General features: G+C 42.3%; 25 protein-coding genes and 1 pseudogene. 1 reads left to right on the top strand and 25 read right to left on the bottom strand.

Annotation, left to right across the window (positions count from 1 at the left end):
* Positions 1–10: 10 nt before the first annotated feature.
* The 16 genes from ACHKAR_RS07810 to ACHKAR_RS07735 form a co-directional block, all read right to left on the bottom strand.
* Positions 11–400 (bottom strand): hypothetical protein, encoded by a 390-nt coding sequence (locus ACHKAR_RS07810; protein WP_395416913.1) that lies wholly within the window; start codon positions 398–400, stop codon positions 11–13.
* A gap of 171 nt (positions 401–571) precedes the next feature.
* Positions 572–1,057, bottom strand: coding sequence for a heavy-metal-associated domain-containing protein (locus ACHKAR_RS07805; RefSeq protein WP_395416912.1), 486 nt, complete (start codon positions 1,055–1,057; stop codon positions 572–574).
* A gap of 20 nt (positions 1,058–1,077) precedes the next feature.
* On the bottom strand, positions 1,078–1,914 hold the full coding sequence (locus tag ACHKAR_RS07800) for a hypothetical protein (protein WP_395416911.1): 837 nt from the start codon (positions 1,912–1,914) through the stop codon (positions 1,078–1,080).
* A gap of 10 nt (positions 1,915–1,924) precedes the next feature.
* Positions 1,925–2,329, bottom strand: a complete 405-nt coding sequence (locus tag ACHKAR_RS07795; RefSeq protein ID WP_395416910.1) for a hypothetical protein — start codon at positions 2,327–2,329, stop codon at positions 1,925–1,927.
* Between the two features lie 6 nt (positions 2,330–2,335).
* Entirely contained in the window at positions 2,336–2,677 is a 342-nt protein-coding gene (locus ACHKAR_RS07790; protein ID WP_395416909.1) for a heavy-metal-associated domain-containing protein, read from the bottom strand.
* A 42-nt stretch (positions 2,678–2,719) separates the two neighbouring features.
* Complete coding sequence (locus tag ACHKAR_RS07785) at positions 2,720–3,118, bottom strand: doxx family protein (protein ID WP_395417298.1); 399 nt, start codon at positions 3,116–3,118, stop codon at positions 2,720–2,722.
* Between the two features lie 64 nt (positions 3,119–3,182).
* Positions 3,183–4,346, bottom strand: a complete 1,164-nt coding sequence (locus ACHKAR_RS07780) for an MFS transporter (RefSeq protein ID WP_395416908.1) — start codon at positions 4,344–4,346, stop codon at positions 3,183–3,185.
* 24 nt (positions 4,347–4,370) lie between these two features.
* Positions 4,371–4,640, bottom strand: coding sequence for a thioredoxin family protein (locus ACHKAR_RS07775; RefSeq protein ID WP_395416907.1), 270 nt, complete (start codon positions 4,638–4,640; stop codon positions 4,371–4,373).
* 74 nt (positions 4,641–4,714) lie between these two features.
* Positions 4,715–5,092 carry a metal-sensitive transcriptional regulator gene (locus tag ACHKAR_RS07770; protein WP_395416906.1) on the bottom strand — a complete coding sequence of 126 codons (378 nt, stop codon included), beginning with the start codon at positions 5,090–5,092 and terminating at the stop codon, positions 4,715–4,717.
* Positions 5,093–5,212: 120 nt separating this feature from the next.
* Entirely contained in the window at positions 5,213–7,156 is a 1,944-nt protein-coding gene (gene merA / locus ACHKAR_RS07765; RefSeq protein ID WP_395416905.1) for a mercury(II) reductase, read from the bottom strand.
* 12 nt (positions 7,157–7,168) lie between these two features.
* Positions 7,169–7,507 (bottom strand): heavy-metal-associated domain-containing protein, encoded by a 339-nt coding sequence (locus ACHKAR_RS07760; RefSeq protein WP_395416904.1) that lies wholly within the window; start codon positions 7,505–7,507, stop codon positions 7,169–7,171.
* A 4-nt stretch (positions 7,508–7,511) separates the two neighbouring features.
* Complete coding sequence (merTP, locus tag ACHKAR_RS07755; RefSeq protein WP_395416903.1) at positions 7,512–8,165, bottom strand: mercuric transport protein MerTP; 654 nt, start codon at positions 8,163–8,165, stop codon at positions 7,512–7,514.
* Positions 8,162–8,533: an ArsR/SmtB family transcription factor gene (locus tag ACHKAR_RS07750; protein ID WP_395416902.1), complete on the bottom strand. Its 372-nt coding sequence runs from the start codon at positions 8,531–8,533 to the stop codon at positions 8,162–8,164. Before ACHKAR_RS07750 ends, merTP begins: the two co-directional genes overlap by 4 nt.
* Before the next feature lie 97 nt (positions 8,534–8,630).
* Entirely contained in the window at positions 8,631–9,863 is a 1,233-nt protein-coding gene (locus ACHKAR_RS07745; RefSeq protein WP_395416901.1) for a hypothetical protein, read from the bottom strand.
* Positions 9,860–10,291 (bottom strand): Rieske (2Fe-2S) protein, encoded by a 432-nt coding sequence (locus ACHKAR_RS07740; RefSeq protein ID WP_395416900.1) that lies wholly within the window; start codon positions 10,289–10,291, stop codon positions 9,860–9,862. The genes ACHKAR_RS07745 and ACHKAR_RS07740 overlap by 4 nt, the downstream gene beginning before the upstream one ends.
* 2 nt (positions 10,292–10,293) lie before the next feature.
* The gene (locus ACHKAR_RS07735) at positions 10,294–11,487 is read right to left on the bottom strand and encodes a di-heme oxidoredictase family protein (protein ID WP_395416899.1); all 1,194 of its coding nucleotides are present in this window, start codon (positions 11,485–11,487) and stop codon (positions 10,294–10,296) included.
* 85 nt (positions 11,488–11,572) lie between these two features.
* On the opposite strand from ACHKAR_RS07735, the gene ACHKAR_RS07730 reads away from it, so the two are divergent.
* Complete coding sequence (locus ACHKAR_RS07730) at positions 11,573–12,235, top strand: metal-dependent transcriptional regulator (protein WP_395416898.1); 663 nt, start codon at positions 11,573–11,575, stop codon at positions 12,233–12,235.
* Positions 12,236–12,321: 86 nt separating this feature from the next.
* Here the strand turns inward: ACHKAR_RS07730 and ACHKAR_RS07725 are convergent, their stop codons facing one another.
* From ACHKAR_RS07725 to ACHKAR_RS07685, 9 genes and pseudogenes are all read right to left on the bottom strand, one after another.
* Entirely contained in the window at positions 12,322–13,209 is an 888-nt protein-coding gene (locus ACHKAR_RS07725; protein WP_395416897.1) for a cation diffusion facilitator family transporter, read from the bottom strand.
* Between the two features lie 2 nt (positions 13,210–13,211).
* Entirely contained in the window at positions 13,212–13,844 is a 633-nt protein-coding gene (locus tag ACHKAR_RS07720; protein ID WP_395416896.1) for a cation transporter, read from the bottom strand.
* Entirely contained in the window at positions 13,834–15,027 is a 1,194-nt protein-coding gene (locus ACHKAR_RS07715) for an efflux RND transporter periplasmic adaptor subunit (protein WP_395416895.1), read from the bottom strand. The genes ACHKAR_RS07720 and ACHKAR_RS07715 overlap by 11 nt, the downstream gene beginning before the upstream one ends.
* 37 nt (positions 15,028–15,064) lie before the next feature.
* On the bottom strand, positions 15,065–19,465 hold the full coding sequence (locus tag ACHKAR_RS07710) for a CusA/CzcA family heavy metal efflux RND transporter (RefSeq protein ID WP_395416894.1): 4,401 nt from the start codon (positions 19,463–19,465) through the stop codon (positions 15,065–15,067).
* Positions 19,466–19,554: 89 nt separating this feature from the next.
* Complete coding sequence (locus ACHKAR_RS07705) at positions 19,555–19,863, bottom strand: DUF6660 family protein (RefSeq protein ID WP_395416893.1); 309 nt, start codon at positions 19,861–19,863, stop codon at positions 19,555–19,557.
* A gap of 44 nt (positions 19,864–19,907) precedes the next feature.
* A complete protein-coding gene (locus tag ACHKAR_RS07700) occupies positions 19,908–20,309 on the bottom strand; it encodes a Fur family transcriptional regulator (RefSeq protein ID WP_395416892.1) in 402 nt (133 codons plus the stop codon).
* 3 nt (positions 20,310–20,312) lie between these two features.
* A pseudogene (locus ACHKAR_RS07695) lies at positions 20,313–20,432 on the bottom strand (GDCCVxC domain-containing (seleno)protein); the annotation flags it as partial.
* A complete protein-coding gene (locus ACHKAR_RS07690) occupies positions 20,399–20,596 on the bottom strand; it encodes a hypothetical protein (RefSeq protein ID WP_395416891.1) in 198 nt (65 codons plus the stop codon). The pseudogene ACHKAR_RS07695 and the gene ACHKAR_RS07690, both read right to left, overlap by 34 nt.
* An 80-nt stretch (positions 20,597–20,676) precedes the next feature.
* On the bottom strand, positions 20,677–21,927 hold a 1,251-nt coding region (locus ACHKAR_RS07685; protein ID WP_395416890.1), incomplete at its 5' end, for a site-specific integrase.

Below are 21,927 nucleotides of genomic sequence, written 5' to 3'. Positions count from 1 at the left end.
TCGAATGATCTTAAAGAAGAAAGGACTGAACGAGAATAATAATTTCCCGCTTAGGCAGAGGGGGGGATTTGAGATTTACAGAATCAAATTTTTGAGAAACTGAGGGAATACCGTCAAAGACAAAGGAGGAAATAAAGGCTGCTAGAAATACAGGGCTTATCTGAGTCGTTACATGTTCTAAAGTGTAATCTTCATCCAACTCTAGCACTACACTTTCTTCATCACAGCATTTCTTACTTTCCTTTTGCATAGGAGATCCACAGCAGCAAGATTTGGTAATTACTGAGTGAAATTCTTCTCCTGTCATCTGACACTCAATAGAATGAAAAGAAAAACCGCTCGAAACGGCTACTATGACCATTGCGAGCGTTAAACATACTATTTGCTTTAGCTTTTTCATTCTTAATCCAATAACGCAGAAAAACTCAAATGGTTTATACTTCTTTGATTCGTTATTTCCTGATGACAAAAATATGAATTATAATTCGATTGACTTTTATATAATTTTCTTAAAAATTTACAAAATTATATTAGACAGGTGCTTACTTGTCAACTTCATTCTTCGATTTGATTATAGGATTTCGTTTATTTTTATTTTCCAGAAATTGTCAAGACTACCATCCTCTTCGTCCCGTACCCATCCTTTTACCCGAATCTTCCCGGGTTTGAACTTTGTTAGAATGTCACCAGAAGTATCATCGCTGACTTTGAATGTTTCTCCATTGACCTTAATTCTCCACTCATTGCCCTCTTTAAGCAGTTCTCCTTTTAAAGTGACTTTAGCATTTCTGGCTGAAAATCCATTATTCTTCACTTCTTGCTGGATTTTTTGCAAGGTCAATTCATTGTCAGCAGCAAGCTTGAGATAAGCTTTGCCATCATTCAAACTCACCTGTACCTTTTCCAGCCCATCCATTTTCTTGAGTCCACGCTCCAGACCATAGGCACACGGTGCGCAGTCCATTCCAAATACTTCCTGATCTACTTTGATCAACTGAGCCATTGCACCGCTCAAACTAAAAATTGTCAACAATGCTATTATTCCTAATCTTTTCATTTTCTTCTGTTTTTTAAAGTTTATAACCAATAACTAATGTTCATTGAAAGCCTGTATTCCTCTTTGGGACCCTGCGTTACATCCTGATAGACCGGAAATAATGCTCCAAAGGATATACCCCAGGCTCCATAAAGCCCCAGGAATGAAGGGCCGAGCATAACTTTTTTCCCTCTTTGATCAACGGGGGTAAGCTGACCTTCACTGGTATTAGCTCCGGGAAACTCCGCCAGCGATTCCAAAAATATCCTCCAGTCCGGCTTTGGATAGTCTCCCATAAATATATTCGGCCGATAACCAACCACCAGACTTGCGTAAGGAAGGTCGCCTAATTGATCATCGCCTTCCTCAAAATAATATTGATAACCACCGCCTACCCAGGCATACCAGGTACGTGAAGCATAGCCTGTAGAGATTGCTCCATGAATGGAATTGCTTACATTGATGCCACTCCTGGTTTCTTCAGTAGGTGTCGAAACACTTAAAATAGCCGTGGATTCAAAGCGTTTGCCAACCCCAAATGCATTGGAAAAGAAGCGATACCAGACCGATGCTTCTATGTCGCCATTTGCTGGCATGTTGTTGTTACCTCTTGTTCTGGGTGCTTCAGACAATCTGTTGATCATGGTGGGTGTAGTGATATTAATTTGCAGATCTTCTGTCACCCCATACGACCAGATGTACCTAAGCATAAACGATTGATCATCTTCGGTAGCCAGGCTCATAGCTGCTGCATTAAAGTCAAATCCTCCTTTTGCCAATGTGGGGGTTTGTAAACCATAAAGTGGACCGTGCCCCTGGGCTTTCACCTGAGAAATGGCTGTAATAGTTAGTAGTATTAAAAAGGCTGTTCTTTTCATCGTATGTATTTTAAAGTCCTAAAAATTGTTGAATTGGTAGTAGCAGGTAAGCTGAGAACAATCCGAGTGTGTACAGTCCAAAGGATATCCATAGGATAATTTTACTCCAGCGGGCGGCTGTATCACAAGGTGTTTCATTCCCAAATTCGTCTATTTCACATGCCTGATCTCTTTTGCGGCCATAAAACAGCCAAAAGTTAAATCCGATCAAAATACCTGCTCCAAGAAACGTCCATTCCTTATACTTGCTCAACCAGATCAATGCCGGAAAGTCCGAAACCATTCCGGCCACTACTGCGCCCATACCTACTGCCACGAGTAATGACGGGAGGGCACAGCATAGCAAGGTGGATACTGAGGTAAACAAGGATGCTATGCTGACGAAATCGTCTTTTAATTTTATTAATTTTTGCATAACTGATTATAAGTCTTCTTCTTGATCTTCTGTTTTTACTTTCACTTTGAAGCCTCGGTCTTTGATCAAATTTTCGATCTCCTTTTGTGATATTAGTTCTTTGTTATACCAGATCACTGAGCTTTCGGTATCATAGGTTGTCTTGCTTTTTACGACCCCTTTCTGTTGTTTGAGCATATTGTCTATGCCATTGGCACAACCTGCCTGGCAGCTCATACCTTTTACTTCAAGCTCAATTCGATTAGTGACGTTAACAGTATCTACATCATTTTTTGACTGTGCTTTAGCTGTCACGTTCATCAGTGTAAATCCACTAACCAGGATTGCTGCAATAATCATTTGTCTCATAACTTCTCTTTTTATAAATGTTGTTTCAAATGTATGATGGGGTTAGGGGTGGTCACCTAATCCTTTTTGAAATATTTTTTTATTACATCCCTCTGAGGGCCAAATGATCAGTATGGCTGCCATTATGATGATATTTTTCATTACATATTGGCCCTGCATAGTCAGTACAAAAGGAAACTTTGCAAACATTAAATCAGGAAAAATGAAAAAGGTGAGCAAGGTCCCCAGCATGTGCAGAAAAAGTAAAACCAACACAGGTTTTAAGAGCCTTCCGAAAATCAATGAAATACCAATCAAACTTTCAAAAATGGCAAGTGTCACCGTGCAGGTGGGTGGAGATATTACATGAAGTGTAAGGGTACAAATTGTGCCGGAAGCCAGACTTTCTGCAGGACTTGATCCCGGAAAAAATTTAACAATTCCGAACCATAAGAATATCATTCCAATACAAATTCTAAGAATGGTATTTCTGTTAATTATTATGCTATCAAAAATTATATGCATTTCACTTTCGTTCCTTTCTAAATATCGGAATGGCTATCAGAGTAGCGAAAATTTGGATGGAGGCAAAAATGATGAGTGCAGCATCGAACCCTAATCTTAGCATTTCACCAAAAAGGAGACTGCCAATACCAAACCCGGTAAAGAGGGCAAATACATTCAATCCCATAGCCTGTCCGCCCTGTTTTTTACCTCCTATTTCCGTGACTATCCCTGCAAAGAGCGGCTGGGTGAGATCATACCCCAAGGAAATAGCCGTAACAGCCAGGGCTGCTATTATTACGGAGTGGTCAGTAACAAGCAGAGCTGTAGCTACTGCGGCAATGCCCAGGCCCGTCACTATGATAAGAAACCGGCCCCACTTATCGGCTGCACGTCCGATCAATGATCCGAAAAGAAAGCCTGGTAAGCCATAGCCGAGGATGGCCAAACCAATCCCGAATTCATCCAACTCATATTTTTGAGAAAAGTAAAGTCCCAGCCAGGTGTAGATGCCGGAATGAAAAATACCATTCCAAAACACGAAACTGTATGTCTTTAGTCCTCTGGATGAAGATAATAGCTTGTAAAATCCGGATAACATTTGCGAAACGGAAGATTTGATAACCTCATGTTTCGGGGTTGTTTTATAAACGCTACCCCACTGGAACAATAATATTATTGCTGCTATTAGGGCTATACCAAGAAATAGCATCCGCCATCCAATATATGGCTCCAACATAACTCCCGCTGTAGAGCCAAGAGCCATTCCACCTTCCATTGCAGCAAACAAAAAACCCAGAGGCTTGCCTCTTTCATGAGGTTCGTATAAGTCTCCAACCAAAGCCAGTGCCATGGGAACAACTCCGCTGGCTCCAAGCCCCGTCAAAAGCCTGAGCAATATTAACTGTGAAGAAGACTGTACAAAAGCCGTAAGTCCTGTTAGTAGGACAAAAGCAATTAACGAAAACAGCATAATTCTTGATTTGCCAATCCGGTCAGAAAGAACGCCATAAAAAAGTATGGAAATACCGTATGCTATCATATAAGTCGGTACGACAAGTCCAATCTGCTGTTCCGGCACACCAAAAACGTCTGATAGTTTCGGAATGAGCGGAGCTATCATATATGCCTGAAAAAAGATTATAGCTGAAGACCCAGCTAACAACCATAATATCCTGGATTTCATTGAGAAGCGCTGATCTGCCAAAACTTATCCTTGTCCTATGCCTGCTTTGATCAGCTCTTCTTTAGAAATCCCATGATTTTCACAGCAGGATAAAAGAGAGCCATTCACAGCGATAGCAGGTACTTTTTTGATCCCATATTCTTCCAGCTTGCTCAAACAAACCTTGTCATCACATAACTTGATCAAATCATAAACGGTGATCTCGCATTGCTCACAAGCCAGGTCTTTTACCATCTTAACAACTGGATCACAAACAGGACAACCTGCCGTGAATACTTCAACTGAACGTTTCATCTGTTTATTTTTTAAGTGTTAATTAAATGATGAAACAAACCTAAGATGGCAGGTGGGGTGGTCTCCAAAAAAACTTAGGAGTTATTTTGATCCAATTGATTGAATCGATCCAGGTGCTTTTTAAGTCGTGAAATTTCTTTCATTTTTTCCGTGAGGTCATCCACTTCAATGGCAGGAAATTGCTGACGTAGCATTTCTATTTGCTCTTCATTACCACAATTACCAGGACAAGCGCTTGAAGTTACGGATATCTTAATGGCCAGTGATTTTCTAAATGTTTCGTCCAATAGAAGGAAGTGGGCTTTATCTAAGCCGCTTTTGGCCGCTTTGAATTGTATGAGAATCTTTTCCGGGTCTTTCCCTTCATCCAGCATTTTTATCAAGCCATCCATTTGGCCTTTGATGCTTAGAAGTCGGGTTTTTATATCTTTTGTTAAGTCTTTGGGTAGCATAATACTTCACGTTTTGTTAAAGATACGTTTGCGACTAGGGTGGTCAACAATATATTTTGTGTCAAATATGTTTCCAGAATTGAGGTATTCCCCTCCTATGGCTCCCATTATATATTTAAATTAACTCGCACAACAACTCAATTCTGACACATCTTTATTAAAGGTGATGGCAGCCAGTTTCACTCCTTCCGACAGGGTCAGGTAAGGATGAAAAGCATCCGCCAGCTCCTGAACAGTCATTCCGGCTTTAATTGCCAGACTTATTTGCATGGCTAATTCACCACCTTCTGGTGCTATAATCCTGCCACCAATAAGTTTATCCGTCTCACTATTTCTAATTAGTTTGATAAACCCTCTTGTGTCCAGAGCTGCCTGTGCGCGTGGCACCTCGGTCAAAGGCATCACACTGGTTTCATAGGGTATCCCTGCCTCTTCGGCTTCCTTTTCGTCCATGCCTGCCCCGGCTATCTGCGGATCTGTGAATACGACCCATGGAAGACCTGTATAATCAACGGTATCTCCAGAAGTTTTAAAGGCATTTAATACGGCCACTTTACCTTCTTTTGCAGCGGTATATACGAATGCTGGTGTATCGGTACAATCCCCTGCCGCATAAATGTGGCCTACATTCGTCTCCTGCTTGTTGTTGACTAATATATGTCCTGTTTTATTGAGTTCTACACCAGCGTTTTCTATCGTCAGACCATTCGTATTCGGACGGGTTCCTGTGGCCACCAGCACATGAGAGGCTTCAAAAGTCCCCTCATTGGTATGAGCCACAATGACTTCCCCATTCATTTCGAATTTTTGGATACTGACATTGGTGTGGACATCAATGCCTTCTTCAATAAAATGAGCGGTAAGGTCATCGGCAATATCGGCAGCCTGCGTTCGTAATAATCTTTCAGAACGGTGTAAAATAGTCACCTTGGTTCCAAAACGATGGTATGCCTGTGCTATTTCAAGGGCGATGTACCCAGCACCCAATACAATAAGATGTTTGGGTTGTTCTTCAAGATCAAATAGCGTTTCATTCGTCAGGTATCCTATATCCTCCAGACCGGGTATATCAGGAATCTTGGTGGTAGCACCTGTAGCCAGCAAAAACTTCATGCCTTTGTACTGCTTCCCATCCACTTCGATGGTGTTTGCATCCACGAACTTTGCCCAGCCTTCCAGAATAGTGATATTCTCCAGATCACCCACCACATCGAGATACTTCTTCTTTTGTAAGGCTGCTACCAATTCTTTTTTCTGCTGAATGGTGGTCTTAAAATCAAAGGTAGGATTGGCCCCAGACACGCCATTAAAAGGCGAATGCTGCGCCCGGTGAACCTGCTCCGCAGCTCTGATCAAATGCTTGGAAGGTACACATCCCACATTCACGCATGTGCCTCCAATGTCCAAGCCGGCATTAACCATCAATACTGTCAGTCCTAAATCTGCAGCAGTTGTTGACGCGGAAAAAGCCGCAGAACCACCGCCAATAATGATCAGGTCATATTGCCCTGGTGCAGCACGTTCCAGGTTTCCGTTTCCTCCAATTTCCTTTTGTACTTTGTAATTGCCCCCCTTGTTGATCGTTTCAATAATTTCCTGGCGGCTTATTTTATCGGGGTTAAAGGTAAATGTGCCTTTTTCTTCCGCATAGCTCACCGATTTGGACACTATACCTTCATTGCCTTCAAAGCGCTTCTCGATGGAGGTCGCGCAATGGTCACAGGTCATCCCGGAAATACTAAACGTTACTTCTTCTTCAGTTCCCTGACCATTTGATACTACAGGCACTTCCTTCTTAACGGAGTAATTGCCCATGCCGTTAATGGTGTCTACGATCTCTTTCTTAGAAACCTTTTCAGGATCGTAGGAGAATATTCCCTTTTCCTCCGGATAGTTTACCTTCTGACTTGCTGTTCCAGCAAGTTGACCAACCTTTTTCTCAATACCGGTGGCGCAATGATCGCAGGTCATGCCTTCTATTTCCAGCACAACTTCCGATAAATCGTTTTGCCCTTCACTGGTTTTGGTACTCTTAGCACCAAATATATTTCTTAATTTAACCATGTCGTATTCGTTCTAATTCTTATCCTTTTTCTCAGTGTATATTTTAGCTTTATAGCTGGTCTTTTCTTCAATAGCTGCTATAAGCTTCTCGGGTTGGGTTTGTTTGGGGTCATAATCCACTACAGCTATATCCCCGGGATATTCCACTGAGTTATCAAACACCCCTTTTGTTTCTTTCAACACCTTGTAAAGATGATTGGCACAGCCGGCACAGGTGAGCCCCGTTACTTTGAGTTTAACTGTCTCGCTTTTTTGAGTACTTTCGGCTGTTTTTTGAGATTCGGAAGTTTGTGCCATTCCATTTCCTGCAAGCAGGAAGACGAATGTTAGACTTATAATGATGGGTTTCATTATTTTATTGATTTGAAGTTTTATTTTGTATAATTTTCTTTTCAGTGACTTTATATCCTGTGGCTTCCTCAACATTGGTTGCCAATTGATCTACAGATACTTTTGTTTGATCAAACTTGACCGTTGCAATACCACTTTCATAAGTCGATGAAGCTTCTAGAACTCCTTCACTATTATTAAGCGCTGCATTCACGCTATGCTCGCATCCGGTGCAGGTCATGCCTTTGATACTTAGCTCTGCATTCAAAATATCATTTTCTTTCACCACAATAACATTCGATGCATTGCTATTGCCTGAGAAAAAGATGCCGGAATAGGATGGGAAAGCAAGCATCAATACAGCAAAGACGGTAACTATTCCGAGAAACTTCTTAGACTGCCAAAAGGAAGGTTTTTCATCCTCTTCGCAAGCACACTCAATTTCTTCCTGGGTTCTGGGTCGTAATTTTTGATACCAGGCAAACCCTAATACCAAAATGGTGAGGCCTATTAAATAAGGTCTAACAGGTTCCATCCACGAAAAGGACGAAGCAATGCCTCCAATCCCTGCCAACGTGGCAAAAACAGGAGTTATACAACAAAGTGACGCTGTTATGGCCACCAACAAACCTGCCCCAACACTTTTGGAGGATGTATTTGTTTGATTTGAATTGCTCACGATACTGGTTCTTTATAATTATCAAATAAGCTTTTTAAGACGGGCTTGATCACTTGTATATTCTCTTTTACCAGAGAATAGAAGACCGTTTGGCCTACTTTCTTGTCCTTGACAAGCTTCCCGTCCTTTAGCTTACGTAAATGCTGTGAAACTCCTCCCACAGATATATCCAGAATGTCGCTCAGATCGCAAGGACACATTTCGCCTTCTTTGTGCAGTAGAAAGAGAATTTTCAATCTCATCGGGTTTCCTGACAGATTGAATATCTGTGTTGCCTGGTCTAGCTGATTATCAAGTTGATTCAGTGATTCTTTGCATTCCTTGATTTGGACGGGATCCGCCAATACTCTTAAACAGGTCTTGCTCATCTTTTACAATTTTAGTGATTACTAAAACGTAAATATACAGGAAAGGTTCAGTATTTAAGGGAATGCTAAAATATTGCGAATTGAATTGTCTATTCAATTAAAAATACGAAGAAACGCCAAACTGGATGCCTGAGATCTTAGCAGGTGGATTGCCCAGAATATCGGTTTGCTCCATGAATCGATAGTTCAATCTAATTACCGTTTGAGCGGTGGGGCGAAAACTTATCGCAGGGACAATCGCCCAAATTTCATCTCCGATATTTCCTCCTGTTTCACGGAATGTCCCGTCATTCCAATCGACATATTCCAATCGCATGGCCACATTAAAAGAAGCATTATTAAAGCCAAACAAATCCCCGGTAAGAATTGGCTGAACAAAATCAACAAAGCCACCTTTTTGTTGATCTCCAAATTGCTGAGAAAAAGTGCCAGGCACATCGATATTTATCCATGCCCATTCACCGATAATAAAGGTCTTGGTTACAGGAATTGTCGTATTAAAATCAATCGCATAAACGTTCAGTCTCCTTTTATCATCCAATATCAAACCGTCTTTTTCATAGGTGTTGTAAATACCTCCCATATATGAAAGGCCAACTTCACCAACCTTGTTATGTCTTACAGCTATTTTTCCGGTCAGCAATGGCTCTCCGTTAGAGGATTCTTCGAACCGCTCTTTATTTTCTTTAGATGCGGGTAAAAACGTGCGATTCTCTCCGTTATTGATAATGGCATCATTGAATCCATTAGTCAGGTAGGCTTCATATCCAAATGCCCATTCTTTCAGATAATATTTACCATAAAGTCCAAAGCCAACATTGCTCCAGGTTGCTGGCAGCATATCCGTTGCAGCTATTGGGCGATCCACAAACTCCCATTTTGGCCCGTCGTGATTTTGATTGAATGCTCCGATTGGATTCATCACGATACCGCCACGTAGGTTTAACAGAGGATGCATACTGATGTCCAGTGCCGCAAACTCTATGGCTACCTCTTCTCCACCTTCCTCAAATTCTATCTCAGAAAGAAACTTGATTTTTCTATGTATGGAGGAAGCAACAAAAAGCGTCATTCGAGGGATTCGGAAGCTATGTCCATCCGTCATACCATCTTCACCAATGTATCCATAATCTGCCTCAATATATCCACCTACCGATACCGGTAACTTACCAACCTGCAGGAAAGGTCTGTTGTAAACAGCATCCATATTGAGCAAGTTTTTTGCCGTATCAACTGGTGTACGCTTGAGTAACGTACTGTCGATTTGAGCCTTTGCATCTATCGAAAGCAGAGATGATATTGTTATAAGGATCCAACCATACTTCCTCATGATAAATCGATTTTAAGGGTTTTACTTTTTTTTATAATTGGGAAACTTCTAAGTGATGTATCAGCAGGGCCATTTTGAACACTCCCATCTTGAGTAAACTCACTTCCATGAGCAGGACACTGTAGGCGGTCTCCAAATACCTGAAGTTCCGTGCCTTGATGTGTGCATTTCATGAGCAAGGCTTTGTACTCATTGTCATTGAAGCGGAAAACAACTACCGGATATTGTAATGCTTCATTCTGCACCACTACATGCTTTAAATAGTTATTTTCCTTTTTTAAAAAAACGGCTTCAGGCAGGCTCAGAAAGGAGCCATCTATGTTGCCGGAAATGTAGCGGGTTCCAGCACATCCTTCAAGGAGTAAACCTGTCACCGCTATCCCGAGGCAGCCCATTCCGCATTTCCTGACAAATTCTCTACGCTCCATATCTAAAGGGATTTAAGAAACTTAATGAGTGCCTCTTTATCATTTTCAGAAAGAGAGACAAATTGATTTTTGCTGTTGTCAGCTTCTCCACCATGAAGCAGGATAGCTTCTTCAATACTTCTGGCTCGTCCATCATGCATTAGGAAGAATGATCCACCTTGCGAATTGGGCGAAAGCCCCAAGCCCCATAATGCTGGAGTCCGCCATTCGTATGTTTCAGCAGACCCTTCGGTGACACCATCATCCAGCCCTGGACCCATATCATGCAGCAGCAAGTCGGTGTATGGGTAGAATGTCTTATTCGATAATGCTTCGATATCAGACTCTGGGGTTGTCCATTCAGGGATATGACATGAGGCGCATTGAATTTGGGTAAATATTGACTTCCCTTGAAGTACTACTGTGTTTTCTTCTGACCTAGGAATAGGAGCCTTTAATGTTCTGAGATAAAAGACCACATCACGAATCGTTTGATCAGATACTTCCGGATCGGTTGAAAGCTGGCTGTAAGGATCAACGGGCTCAAAAGTTGAAGTAATTCCCATATCCTGATTGTAGGCACCTACGGTCTGCTGAAGTAGATCAATAGCCGCAGCTTTCTTCCCAAAACGCCCAATAATTTTACCATTGACAGGCTGATGAATCGATTTCTGTTCAAAATAGTCGGGTGGTGTTATGTAATTGGGTTTCCCTGAAATACCATCACCATCTTCATCAAGAGAATCCACATTTTGCAGAATCTGTTGATCTGATAGGGCTGCCAGAAATCCCAACCCAGTAACAGCCGGTGGAGTAAACTTCATGAAAGGAATACCATCTGGTAATTTTTCAGGTTCGAACCCGGGTATTGCCCTATTTTGAAGTTGCGGGCCTCCAATAGATAAATCCGGCAATGTGTTTGGCAGTGATTGGCCAAATCTGGTGAGAGTGGTAAAAGGATGACCTTTGCCATCTCCCGCATGACAGCTTCCACAGGACGTGGCAACAAAGCGTGGGCCAAGTCCATTTGCTGATGAAAATACCTCATCATTAAACGCAATATCTCCATCTAAAAATTGCCTTTGCTCTCCATGGGATAAACCTTCTGCAGGGCCATCCAGCAGTTCATTTTCAGCAGGAGCAGCAGGTATTATTTCTTCACATGAAATAACCAACACAAAAGCGACAATGCTCAGACACAGCATTATTTTATTCATCTCAAAATAATTTTATACAAACCTATTAATTAAAGTTAGACATGTCAAACTTTTAAATAAGGCATGCGATACTTACTTTTGAAACATGATCACTATCACCGAGGAGAATTACCTGAAAGCCATCTACAGCCTAAACCTGGATCGCAACGGGAAGGAACTTGGTACTAATGAACTTGCGAGTCATCTTGGAATATCTCCTGCTACTGTGAGTAGTATGCTAAAGAAGCTGAAAGAAAAGGGATTCATTGATTACAAAAAATACGGTGCTATATCACTGCTGAAAGAAGGCGAAACAATTGCCTTCTCTGTTATAAGGAAACATCGATTGTGGGAAACATTTTTAGTTGAGAAAATGGAATTTACCTGGGATGAAATCCATGAAGTAGCCGAGCAACTGGAACACGTTAAGTCAAAAAAACTGGTAGATCAACTGGATAAGCTCCTGGGTTTTCCTGAATATGATCCACATGGTGACCCTATCCCAGATGCCACTGGCAAGATTAGAGGAATGCCCAAAACCACTTTAGAAAATGAATCAGTCGGCAAGCCGCTAAAAGTTGTCGGGGTTAAGAATGATTCACAGGCATTCCTCCAACACATCACGCAATTAGGGCTTGTCATCAACAGCAACATCCTAATTAAGTCGCAACATGAGTTTGATGGTTCTCTGGATGTGGAAATCGAAGGAGAGCCTCAAATGATATCTCAAAAGGTTGCTGAGAATGTGTATGTTTCACATGATCTATAAAAAGAATTACTCTTCACAGCTTTGTTCGAGCATAATATAGAAGTAGAAAGAATGTAGTTTAAATCTAGTGAATTTAAAATAGCCCTTTAACAATCCTCCAACTCACAATTCTCATCCTGTCCTTCAAACTCTATGGTAATGTGATCAATGGATTCATCTTTGAGTTGTGATCGTACTTTCTCCTTGAGTTTGGCTTGTTCTGATAGCTTATAGTCTTGGTCTAACTGTAGGTGAATCGTAAGGATATTGTATTCTCCATCCATTGACCAAACGTGATTGTCATGCACATCTGTTATCTCAGAAATGTCTTTCAGTTTCACTTTGATATCCTCTAGAGAGACCTCCTCAGGGATACCCTGCAGGATTACCAACATGCTTTTTCGTAGATTCTTATAGACATTATATAGAACAAAAAGGGAAATTAGAACGGAGAGTAGTGGATCTATAAATGGTGCATCGGTGTACATCATGATAATACTACCAATGAGCACGGCTACCCATCCCAAGACATCTTCCAATAGATGTAATGAAACAACCTTTTCATTCAGAGATTCTCCTTTTCGGAGTTTCAAAACAGCGGCTCCATTGACCACTATTCCCAAAATAGCGAGATAGAGCATCCCCTGAACGTTGGTTTCTCCCGGGTTGAAAAGTTCAGGAATTGCTTTCGTTAGTATGAATATGGATCCGGCAACTAAAACGATAGAATTGATGATAGCACCTAACAGTGAAAACCGCTTATATCCATAAGAAAACTTCTTTGTTCTTCCTTTCTTGGAGAGCTTTTGAAAGTACCACGAGAGTCCCAAACTGAGACTATCTCCCAGATCATGCAATGCGTCTGAAAGGATAGCTAAACTATTGGTGTAGAGACCACCAATGACTTCAATAATGGTGAAGCTCAGGTTTAGAAAGAAGGCAACTTTTACATTGCCTTCTGAATGATTATGTGAATGATCGTGATTATGTCCCATTTTCAACAACAGTTATCATTACAACTAAGTCCATTACCCTTTGTCTTTTCAAATGCTTCTTTTCCTTCCTTAAACGCATACCACGCAATACCCAAACTTCCGATGGCATCAATGTAAGGGATAGAAAAAATCTCGTAAGCTAGACTTGAGCCTAACAGGATGAATGAAAGGTAGAAGCATGTTTTGGTGCAATTGGCATCAGAGATAATTGGTGCCGAATTTAGTTTGTGGCCTACATCCAATTTTGCTTTATAAAGGAAGTACATTGTCAGAATAGATAAAACTGATAATACAATTCCAATCATAGTGGTTTCAGGCTTTGATCCATGATATAGGCTGCTGGTTGCTCCTAAAATCAATCCTGCTGTTAAGAGGTAGAATGCTGAACCAGTCACTTTCAGGGCAGTTCTTTCAAACGAATCCCTTTTGGAAACCTCAAACCTTTTCATCCTCCAGATCATGTGAGCTATCCCGATACCTGATAGCACTTCCACAAAACTGTCAAGACCAAACCCAAAGAGTGCCAGAGTTTCATCTTGTGCTCCATAAAAGGTAGCCACACCCCCTTCTACAAGATTGTAGAAGATGGTGATCAGGCTAAGAATGTATGCTCTATTTAAAAGTTTAGTGTTCATGTTCCGTATCTCCCTTTTTCATTTCCGAAATAAGATAATACGCATTATTCCAGGCGACTTTAGCTCCTTCTGGTAACTCTTCTAGCAGCTTGATCTCTAACCATCCTTCATCGGTAATACCTGTTCGGATTTCAATGGGCGCAAATTTCCATTCGCTTTCATCCCCCTCCGGTGGCTGTGCTATAAAAATGTAAGGCTTCCCTTCTTCTTCAATAATGGCTTCCGAGGGAAGTGCAAACACTTTCCTGCCTGTGGTGTGGATTTTACCATTGATGTACATCCCGGGAATAAGAAAGTCCTCTTTGTTCTTTATCTCCGCATGGACGTGAACCGCTTTTGGATTTTGCTCAAACTTCTTACCCACCGAATAGATTTCTGCTTCCAGCCGTTTTTCAGGAACCGATTCTACGGTGAAGGAAACCATCTGACCTTCTTTCACTTTAGAGACATCTTTTTCAAAAACCATAAGGTCAGCATGAATATGCTCTGTGTTGACAATCATGAACATCTCTGATTGAGGATCTACAAACTGGCCAATCTGAACTTTTACCTTCTCAATGTATCCATCTATCGGACTTACAACGGGAACGTTCTGATATATCTCTCCAGTCTGAACTTTTGAGACATTCAAGCTGAGCTGTCTAAGCTGTACTTCATACCCTTTCACTTCACCTTTCATGCCCTGATATTCAGCTACTGTTTCCTGATAAACCTTTCCTGATCCAACTTCTTCTTCATACAATCGCTTTTGTCGTTGCATTTCCTTTTCCAAATACTGGAAGCGACTAAACGCTTTGATATAGTTGGTTTGAAGCTGTGACAAGTTTGGATGAGAGAGGTATGCTAAGACCTGTCCTTTCCGCACTTTATCACCTTCAATGACCTTGATGGAAGTGATGTTTGCTCCAAGTATTGCAGTGACTGTTGCCTCATGTTGGGGCGGAACTTCTAATTGTCCGTTGGCTTCTACTATTCCGGAAAGAGCTCTCAATGGAAGCGTGTCAATTTTAAACTCCAGGCTATTGAATTTCAGCTGTGACAAGTGAACAGCACCTACTGATTCTTCAGCATGTCCTTCTTCTGCTTTTTCATCACTGTTCGGGTTAGTGCTTTTACTACCGCAACCTGTAAATGCTGCAACCAGCACCGCTAGTGTCAAGATGTATATGATTTGATTTTTCATTGTCTTTATATTTTCAAGGATCATTGATCCGTATATTTTAGTTTGATTTTTTTAAGAAATACTCCAATTGATAGCGGCTATCCAGGTAGTTGCCAAAAGCCTTCCACGCATCCACTTCCATTCTTATTGCATCCCGGATGTTTTGCAAAAAGGATACATAATCAATGGCTCCTTCCCGGTAAGCCGTGATAGCTCCTGAGCGTTGTTCCTCTGCAAGAGGTAGAGCCGTATTCTGGTAATAATTCCAGGAATTTTCCCATTTCAGATACTGCTCTCTTGCATTCAGATATGCTGCATTGAGCTCCAATTGTGTTTGGAGAAAGTTCTGATTCGCTATATCCCGTTGAATTTTTGCCGCCTGTGTTCTACCGAGTTCCGGTCCAAACAGGAGCGGAATTCGAATGCCAATTTGATATTGATAGAACCCGGACTGTCCGGCAATTTGCTGTCTGCCGTACTGACCCTGCAACTGTGGAAGAAATTGCGATCGCTTTTCTTTGACCAAAGCATCGGCAACTCCTAATTGCTGCTGAGACACATCTAATAGCGGATGCCTTCCCAGTGAATCAGATGTGAAGACAAGTGGCTGATCCAAATCATTTGCCGGTATGTCAGGAACCGTAAAAAGCGAATCACTGACAAACCATACGTTGAGTTGTTGTAGTGCGCTCAGATAATCTCGATATGCTTGTTCTTTCTGTATCTGAACCTGACTGGCCTGATTGGAGGTGGCCAGGTATTCCAGTCTGGATGTTTCCTCTGTTTCCAATCTGATCCTTGCAGCCCTTTCTATATCCGTGAAAATGGAGTCTAGCTGCTCATAGACCAAGTAGGTGTTTTTAGTGGCATAGACTTTCGCCCAGGCTTTGCTTACTTCACGTTCTAGTTCAATAACTGTGAGGTCTAAAGCGTATTCAGCCAGTGCAACCCGTTCTTTTTGCAGATTCAGCTTGGGGGCAATTCCAAAAATGTCAATCTGCTGTTGCTGAATACCAATCTGCGTATGAACACCTTCTGAGCCATTGCCAACTTCCTCTTTTCCTGTGAATACCTGTGTGTTTCCAAAATCCCAGGCCGTTTTCTTCAGCGCCTCCTGACTTTCAATTTCCAATCGTGCTGACTGTATTTTAGGGTAGTTTTCAATCGCCCTTTTTCTGGCTTCCTCAAGCGTGATGTTTGGAAGGTTGTCATTCCTATTCTCTTGAGCGTCTGCAAAAGCAGGCATTGCAAAGAGACCTCCGAAAACGATCAATGTGATGATCACATTGGCGTTTGGAGATTTTAATCTTCGCTCACCTCTTCCCTCTACAAATGTGTAGAGCACCGGAAGAACTACAAGTGTCAGCAAAGTAGCTGTCAACATTCCTCCAATCACCACGGTAGCCAATGGCCGTTGAACTTCTGCTCCTGCAGATGATGAAAATGCCATCGGCAGAAATCCGAAAATGTCTGTAGTTGCTGTAAGCATAATAGGTCTGATTCGTTCTTTTGTTCCTGTTAGAATTCTTTCTCTGACACTCGTCACCCCTTCCTCCTTCAATGAATTGAAACGGTTGATCAGTACCAGTCCATTAAGCACGGCAACACCGAACAGAACAATGAATCCGACACCTGCCGAAATACTAAATGGCATGTCTCTCACCCATAGGGCAAACACGCCTCCGATGGCCGCAAGCGGAATGGCGATATAAATCATGATGGATTGAGTGAATGAACCCAAAGCGAAGTAGAGTAAAACGAAAATGAGGAAAAGAGCTATTGGTACGACAATAGACAATCGGCTCTTTGCCCGCTCCAGATTTTCAAACTCTCCACCGTAGGTGATGTAATAACCAGCCGGTAAGTCAAGCTCAGCATCTAATTTTTGCTGGATGTCTTTCACTACAGACTCCACATCCCTGCCTCGTGTGTTTACGCCTACATACGTTCTGCGGTAGGTGTTGTCCCTAGAGATCTGCATCGGTCCTGGCACATAGCTTATGTCAGCTACTTCCTTGATCGGAACCTTTGTGCCGTCTGGTAGATCGATATATAGTGTCCGCAAGTCATCGATACTTTGACGATGTGCATTGTCAAAGCGAATGACCAGATCAAATCGCTTCTCACCTTCAAAGACCACCCCGGCAACTCCACCAGCAAAAGCAGAGCTGACATACTCGTTCAATTTTTGAATATCCAGTCCATACTGGGCAACCTTATTTCGGTTGTACCTCACAGTCATTTGAGGAAGTCCAGAGGTGCGCTCTGCATTGACATCTCCTGCACCCGGTACGGTTGATATGATATCCGCCATCTCCTGAACCTTGGTAGCCAAAACCTCCAAATCTTCACCGTATAGTTTTACTGCAATATCTTCTCGCACTCCCTCGAGTAACTCATTGAAGCGCAGCTCTACAGGCTGTGTGAATACGAGGTTAACACCAACCAGGTGTTCATTGAGTTTGTCCTTGATCTTATCAATGAGTTCGTCTTTTGTCACTGCAGAAACCCACTTGTCTTTGTCCTTTTCCAGAATGAGGTACATATCCGCAATGTCCATTGGCATGGGATCTGTCGGAATATCGGCAACCCCGATTCTGGCTGTGACCGTTTTGATCTCCGGGAAATTTTCAAGCAGGAGCTTTTCAATTTTAATGGAGACTTCTTTAGACTCTGTGAGCGAACTCCCCGGCCTGATCAATGCTTGCATCGCAATGTCACCTTCATCTAACTGAGGAACAAATTCCCCACCCATACGGGAAAAAGTAAAACCTGCAATTGCCAGAAGTAAAACGGCTACCATGATCACCATGGCCTTAAAGCGCAAAGCGCTTTTCAAAACAGGAAGGTAAACTCGTTGAAGTCCTCCAATGAGTTTATCACTGACTTTTTCCAATGATCTTTCAAAGCGACCAAACCAATTCTTTTTGTTCTGAACAGGCTTCATAAGGAGCGCTGACATCATGGGTACGTAAGTCAGGCAAAGTACAATTGCTCCAATCATGGCAAAACCAAAGGTGTAGGCCATTGGTTGGAACATCTTGCCTTCAACACCTGTGAGAAACAGAATAGGAGCGAAAACGATTAGAATGATAATCTGACCAAAAAAGGCGGAACCCATCATGGTGCTTCCGGACTCATAAGCCACCTCATCCATTACTTTCTGATTGAAACCCACCTTGCCAGCTCTGATTCTTTTTTGGATTTCATAGACCGTGCCTTCAATGATGATCACCGCTCCATCGATGATGATTCCAAAGTCAATGGCTCCTAAGCTCATCAGATTGGCCCACACATTGAATTGCTTCATCAGAATGAAGGCAAACAGCAATGAAAGTGGAATCGTTGTGGCTGTGACAAGACCGCCTCGCAGACTTCCCAACAGGATAACGAGCGCGAATATGACGATGAGTGCTCCTTCGATCAGATTGGTTTGTACAGTACTGGTAGTTCTGGAAATAAGATCACTTCTGTCTATGATGGTATTGATTTCCAATCCTTCAGGAAGCGATTTCTCAACTTCCTCCATACGTTCTTTTACATTCTGTATGACTGCATTGGGGTTGGAACCTTTGAGCATCATAATGATGCCTCCAACAGCTTCTTTACCATCCTGCGTGAATGCACCATAGCGTACCTGGTGTCCAAAATGGACATTAGAAGCTACATCACCAATTGTTACAGGAATGCCATTTTCGGTTTTGACCACAATCTTTCGAATGTCGTCCAATGACCGAATCAATCCTTCTCCTCTTATGAAGTTGGACATTCTATTCTTCTCAATATAAGCCCCCCCGGTATTGACATTATTTCTCGCCAATGCCTCGTAAACCTGTGAAATACTCACATCCATGGCGTTCAGCTTGTCGGGATTGATGGCTACCTCATACTGCTTGATGTAACCTCCAAAGGAGTTGACTTCAACTACTCCATCTAGTAGTGTGAGCTGTCGTTTTACAATCCAGTCCTGGATAGTTCGCAGGTCTCTTGGTGAGTATTTTGTTTCAAAACCCTCCTGAGGTTGGATGGTGTATTCGTAAATCTGCCCCAAGCCCGTGGAAATAGGTCCCATAGACGGGCTGCCGAATTTTTTAGGTATGGTCTCTTGCAATACGTTGAGCTTTTCCTGCACCAGCTGCCGTGGCAGATAGGTGCCCATGTCATCTTCAAAAACGATGGTCACCACCGATAGTCCAAACCGAGAAATGGAACGAATCTCATCTACTCCCGGAAGGTTACCCATGGCCAGCTCCACCGGATAGGTGACGAACTGCTCGATATCCTCAGTAGCCAGATTGGGTGATACAGTCATCACCTGTACCTGGTTATTGGTGATATCCGGGACAGAACCCAGATTGACCGTGGACATAGAATAGATCCCCACACCTATGAGTGCAAGTGTGAGTAAACCCACAATGAATTTGTTCTTTATCGAGAACGATATGATTTTATTGATCATGTATGATATGATTTAGTATCAGTTAAAATGATTCTGTTTCGATCGTGGAGTCCGATCGATTGGACGGAATTGTCCTTATAAAACTGATATTAAACCTGTGGTGGCTGCAGTATTGAGCCGACAAACCCTGATGTTATAGGATCTGTGTAGGTACTTCTCTGGAGAGGAAATGTAAGGATACCTAACTCACTTATAAAATTTTGCTGAACGACAAGATGTGAATGGCAGCAATGACAAACACATAAAGGAGAACACAAATCTTCGGATTCATTGTGGTCGTGATCAGACCCTGATTCTTGGTAGGAAACCTCTATGCTATCCGCTGTGGTTTCATCCGCGCAAGGTGCTACCGATAGCCCTAGCAGAAATAGTGATAATATGAATGCGAAAGATTTCACTATGCAACAATAACGAAAAAGGAGTGCAACCTGTTTGCATTGTTTTAGGAGCAGTTCGCGCAAGTGCCTCTGTAGACCATGCTGGCACTGGCTGCCTTGAATCCCGATGGAATGTTTGTTTGAGGGATTTTAGACTGAGTTAGGCAATAAGTTTCGCCACATCCCATACAATGAAAGTGAATGTGTTGATCTTGTGGTTCGCATTCACAGCCTTCTTCACAAAGCGCATATTTTACCGCACCGGTTCCATCATCAATACTGTGAATGAGCTTCTTGTCTTCAAAGGTTTTGAGGGTTCTGTAAAGCGTAGCTTTATCTGCCCGTTCAAATTTTGTTTCTAGGTCACTGAGACTTATTGCTGCTCCTGATTCTACGAGCTTTCTGAGCACCAACAACCGCATAGCTGTTGGCTTGATGTCTCTATTTTCTAGTTTTTGTTCGAGCATGTTCTAACAGTTACAGATCCCATTTTGCACCGGTGGACACTTCTTAGCACCAAAACTACAATACACACAGCAATCCCCTTGTTTGGGTTTCAGCACTTGGTGGCAATTTTCACATTCGTAGAAGTTTCCTTGCCGAGTAGGTAGAGAATTTTTAAGCGGACTTCATTGCCCGACAGGCTCAATGTCTTAGCTATAGTAGCCATGGATGGTGCTACTTTGTTAATATCTTCTTTGCACTGTTTGATCTGCTCGGCATCTGCAAAAACCCTGATACACGATTTACCCATGCTTCTATTTATTTAAGCAACTACTTAAATAACGAAGGTAAGAAAATAATGTTTAAGTATTTACTTAAATAGAAAAAGGACTACTTTGCCCTTCTCATCAATTTTGGTGCTACCAACTTTTCTCGGAGAGCTTGCATATCCTCGCTTACTTTTTTCTCTACCACCTTGGCATAAACCTGTGTAGTGGTGATCTTTGAATGGCCGAGCATTTTACTCACCGTCTCCAAAGGTACGCCATTACAAAGAGTTACGGTGGTGGCAAATGTGTGTCTGGCCAAGTGAAAGGTCAGGTTCTTTTCAATTCCGCACAGGTCGGCAATTTCTTTCAAGTAGGAGTTCAGCTTTTGGTTAGAAATCATTGGAAATACCGATCCTTTCTGCAATGCCCTTGGATGGGTCTTGTATTTCTCTATTATGTCCCAGGCTTTGGGAAGGATAGGAACCCTTACTGGCTGGTCAGTCTTTTGCCTGCAGGTGGAAAGCCAGTATTCCCCATCAACGCCAATCGTAATATTGGATGGTGTCAGGTTCATGGCATCAATGTAGGCCAGTCCGGTATAGCAGCTGAATACAAACAGATCCCTTACCCACTGCAAACGCACAATTTGGAAGTCTTTGTTTTCTACTGCCTCCAACTCTTCGTGATTGAGGAAATCCCTATCCACTCGGTGAAATTTGAGCTGGTACTTATCAAATGGATCCCGGCTCACCCATTCCATTTTTACAGCCATGGTCACCATTTTCCGGAAACGTTCCAAGTGCTTCATCACTCCGTTATTGCCAAGTGGTTTCTGGTGGTCTTTGGGTTTATAATTGCGGAGGTAGAATTCAAAATCGGTGATGAACTTATAGGAGAGCTCGGATAGAAACATGTCGGTAGTACCGAACCGCTCTTTCAAAAATCTGTGGATGTATTTCTGAGTGGTGAAGTAGTTTTTCATCGTACCCCAAGCCAGTGTATCCCTCATAGCCTGGTTGTGATAATCCACCAGCTTGCATAAGGTGAAGTCTTTTTGATCTGTACCCAGGAACATGCTTTTGATGGCATCTGCAGTGATCAATCGCTTTTGCACTTGCATCTCCTGGTAGCATTCCATGATACGGGTCCGGACTTCATCCAAATAATGATTAAGTGATTTGATTTCTTCCCGACTGCCCTTGGCCATGCCTTTGCTACCATTCCAGTCGCCTGGTTTGATCCAGCGCTTCAATGATATTTCAACTCTGCGGCCATCAACGGTGACCCTGGCATAGATTGGGAGTAGGCCATCTTTGGCCTTGTTCGTTCTTGTGATGAACTGAACTCCGAAGGTGTTTGTAGTTCTCATGAC

This window comes from Marinoscillum luteum (assembly GCF_044005705.1).
GTDB lineage: Bacteria > Bacteroidota > Bacteroidia > Cytophagales > Cyclobacteriaceae > Marinoscillum > Marinoscillum luteum.
Note: the sequence above shows the minus strand (reverse complement) of the source record. Positions and strands in the feature narration are given on the sequence as shown.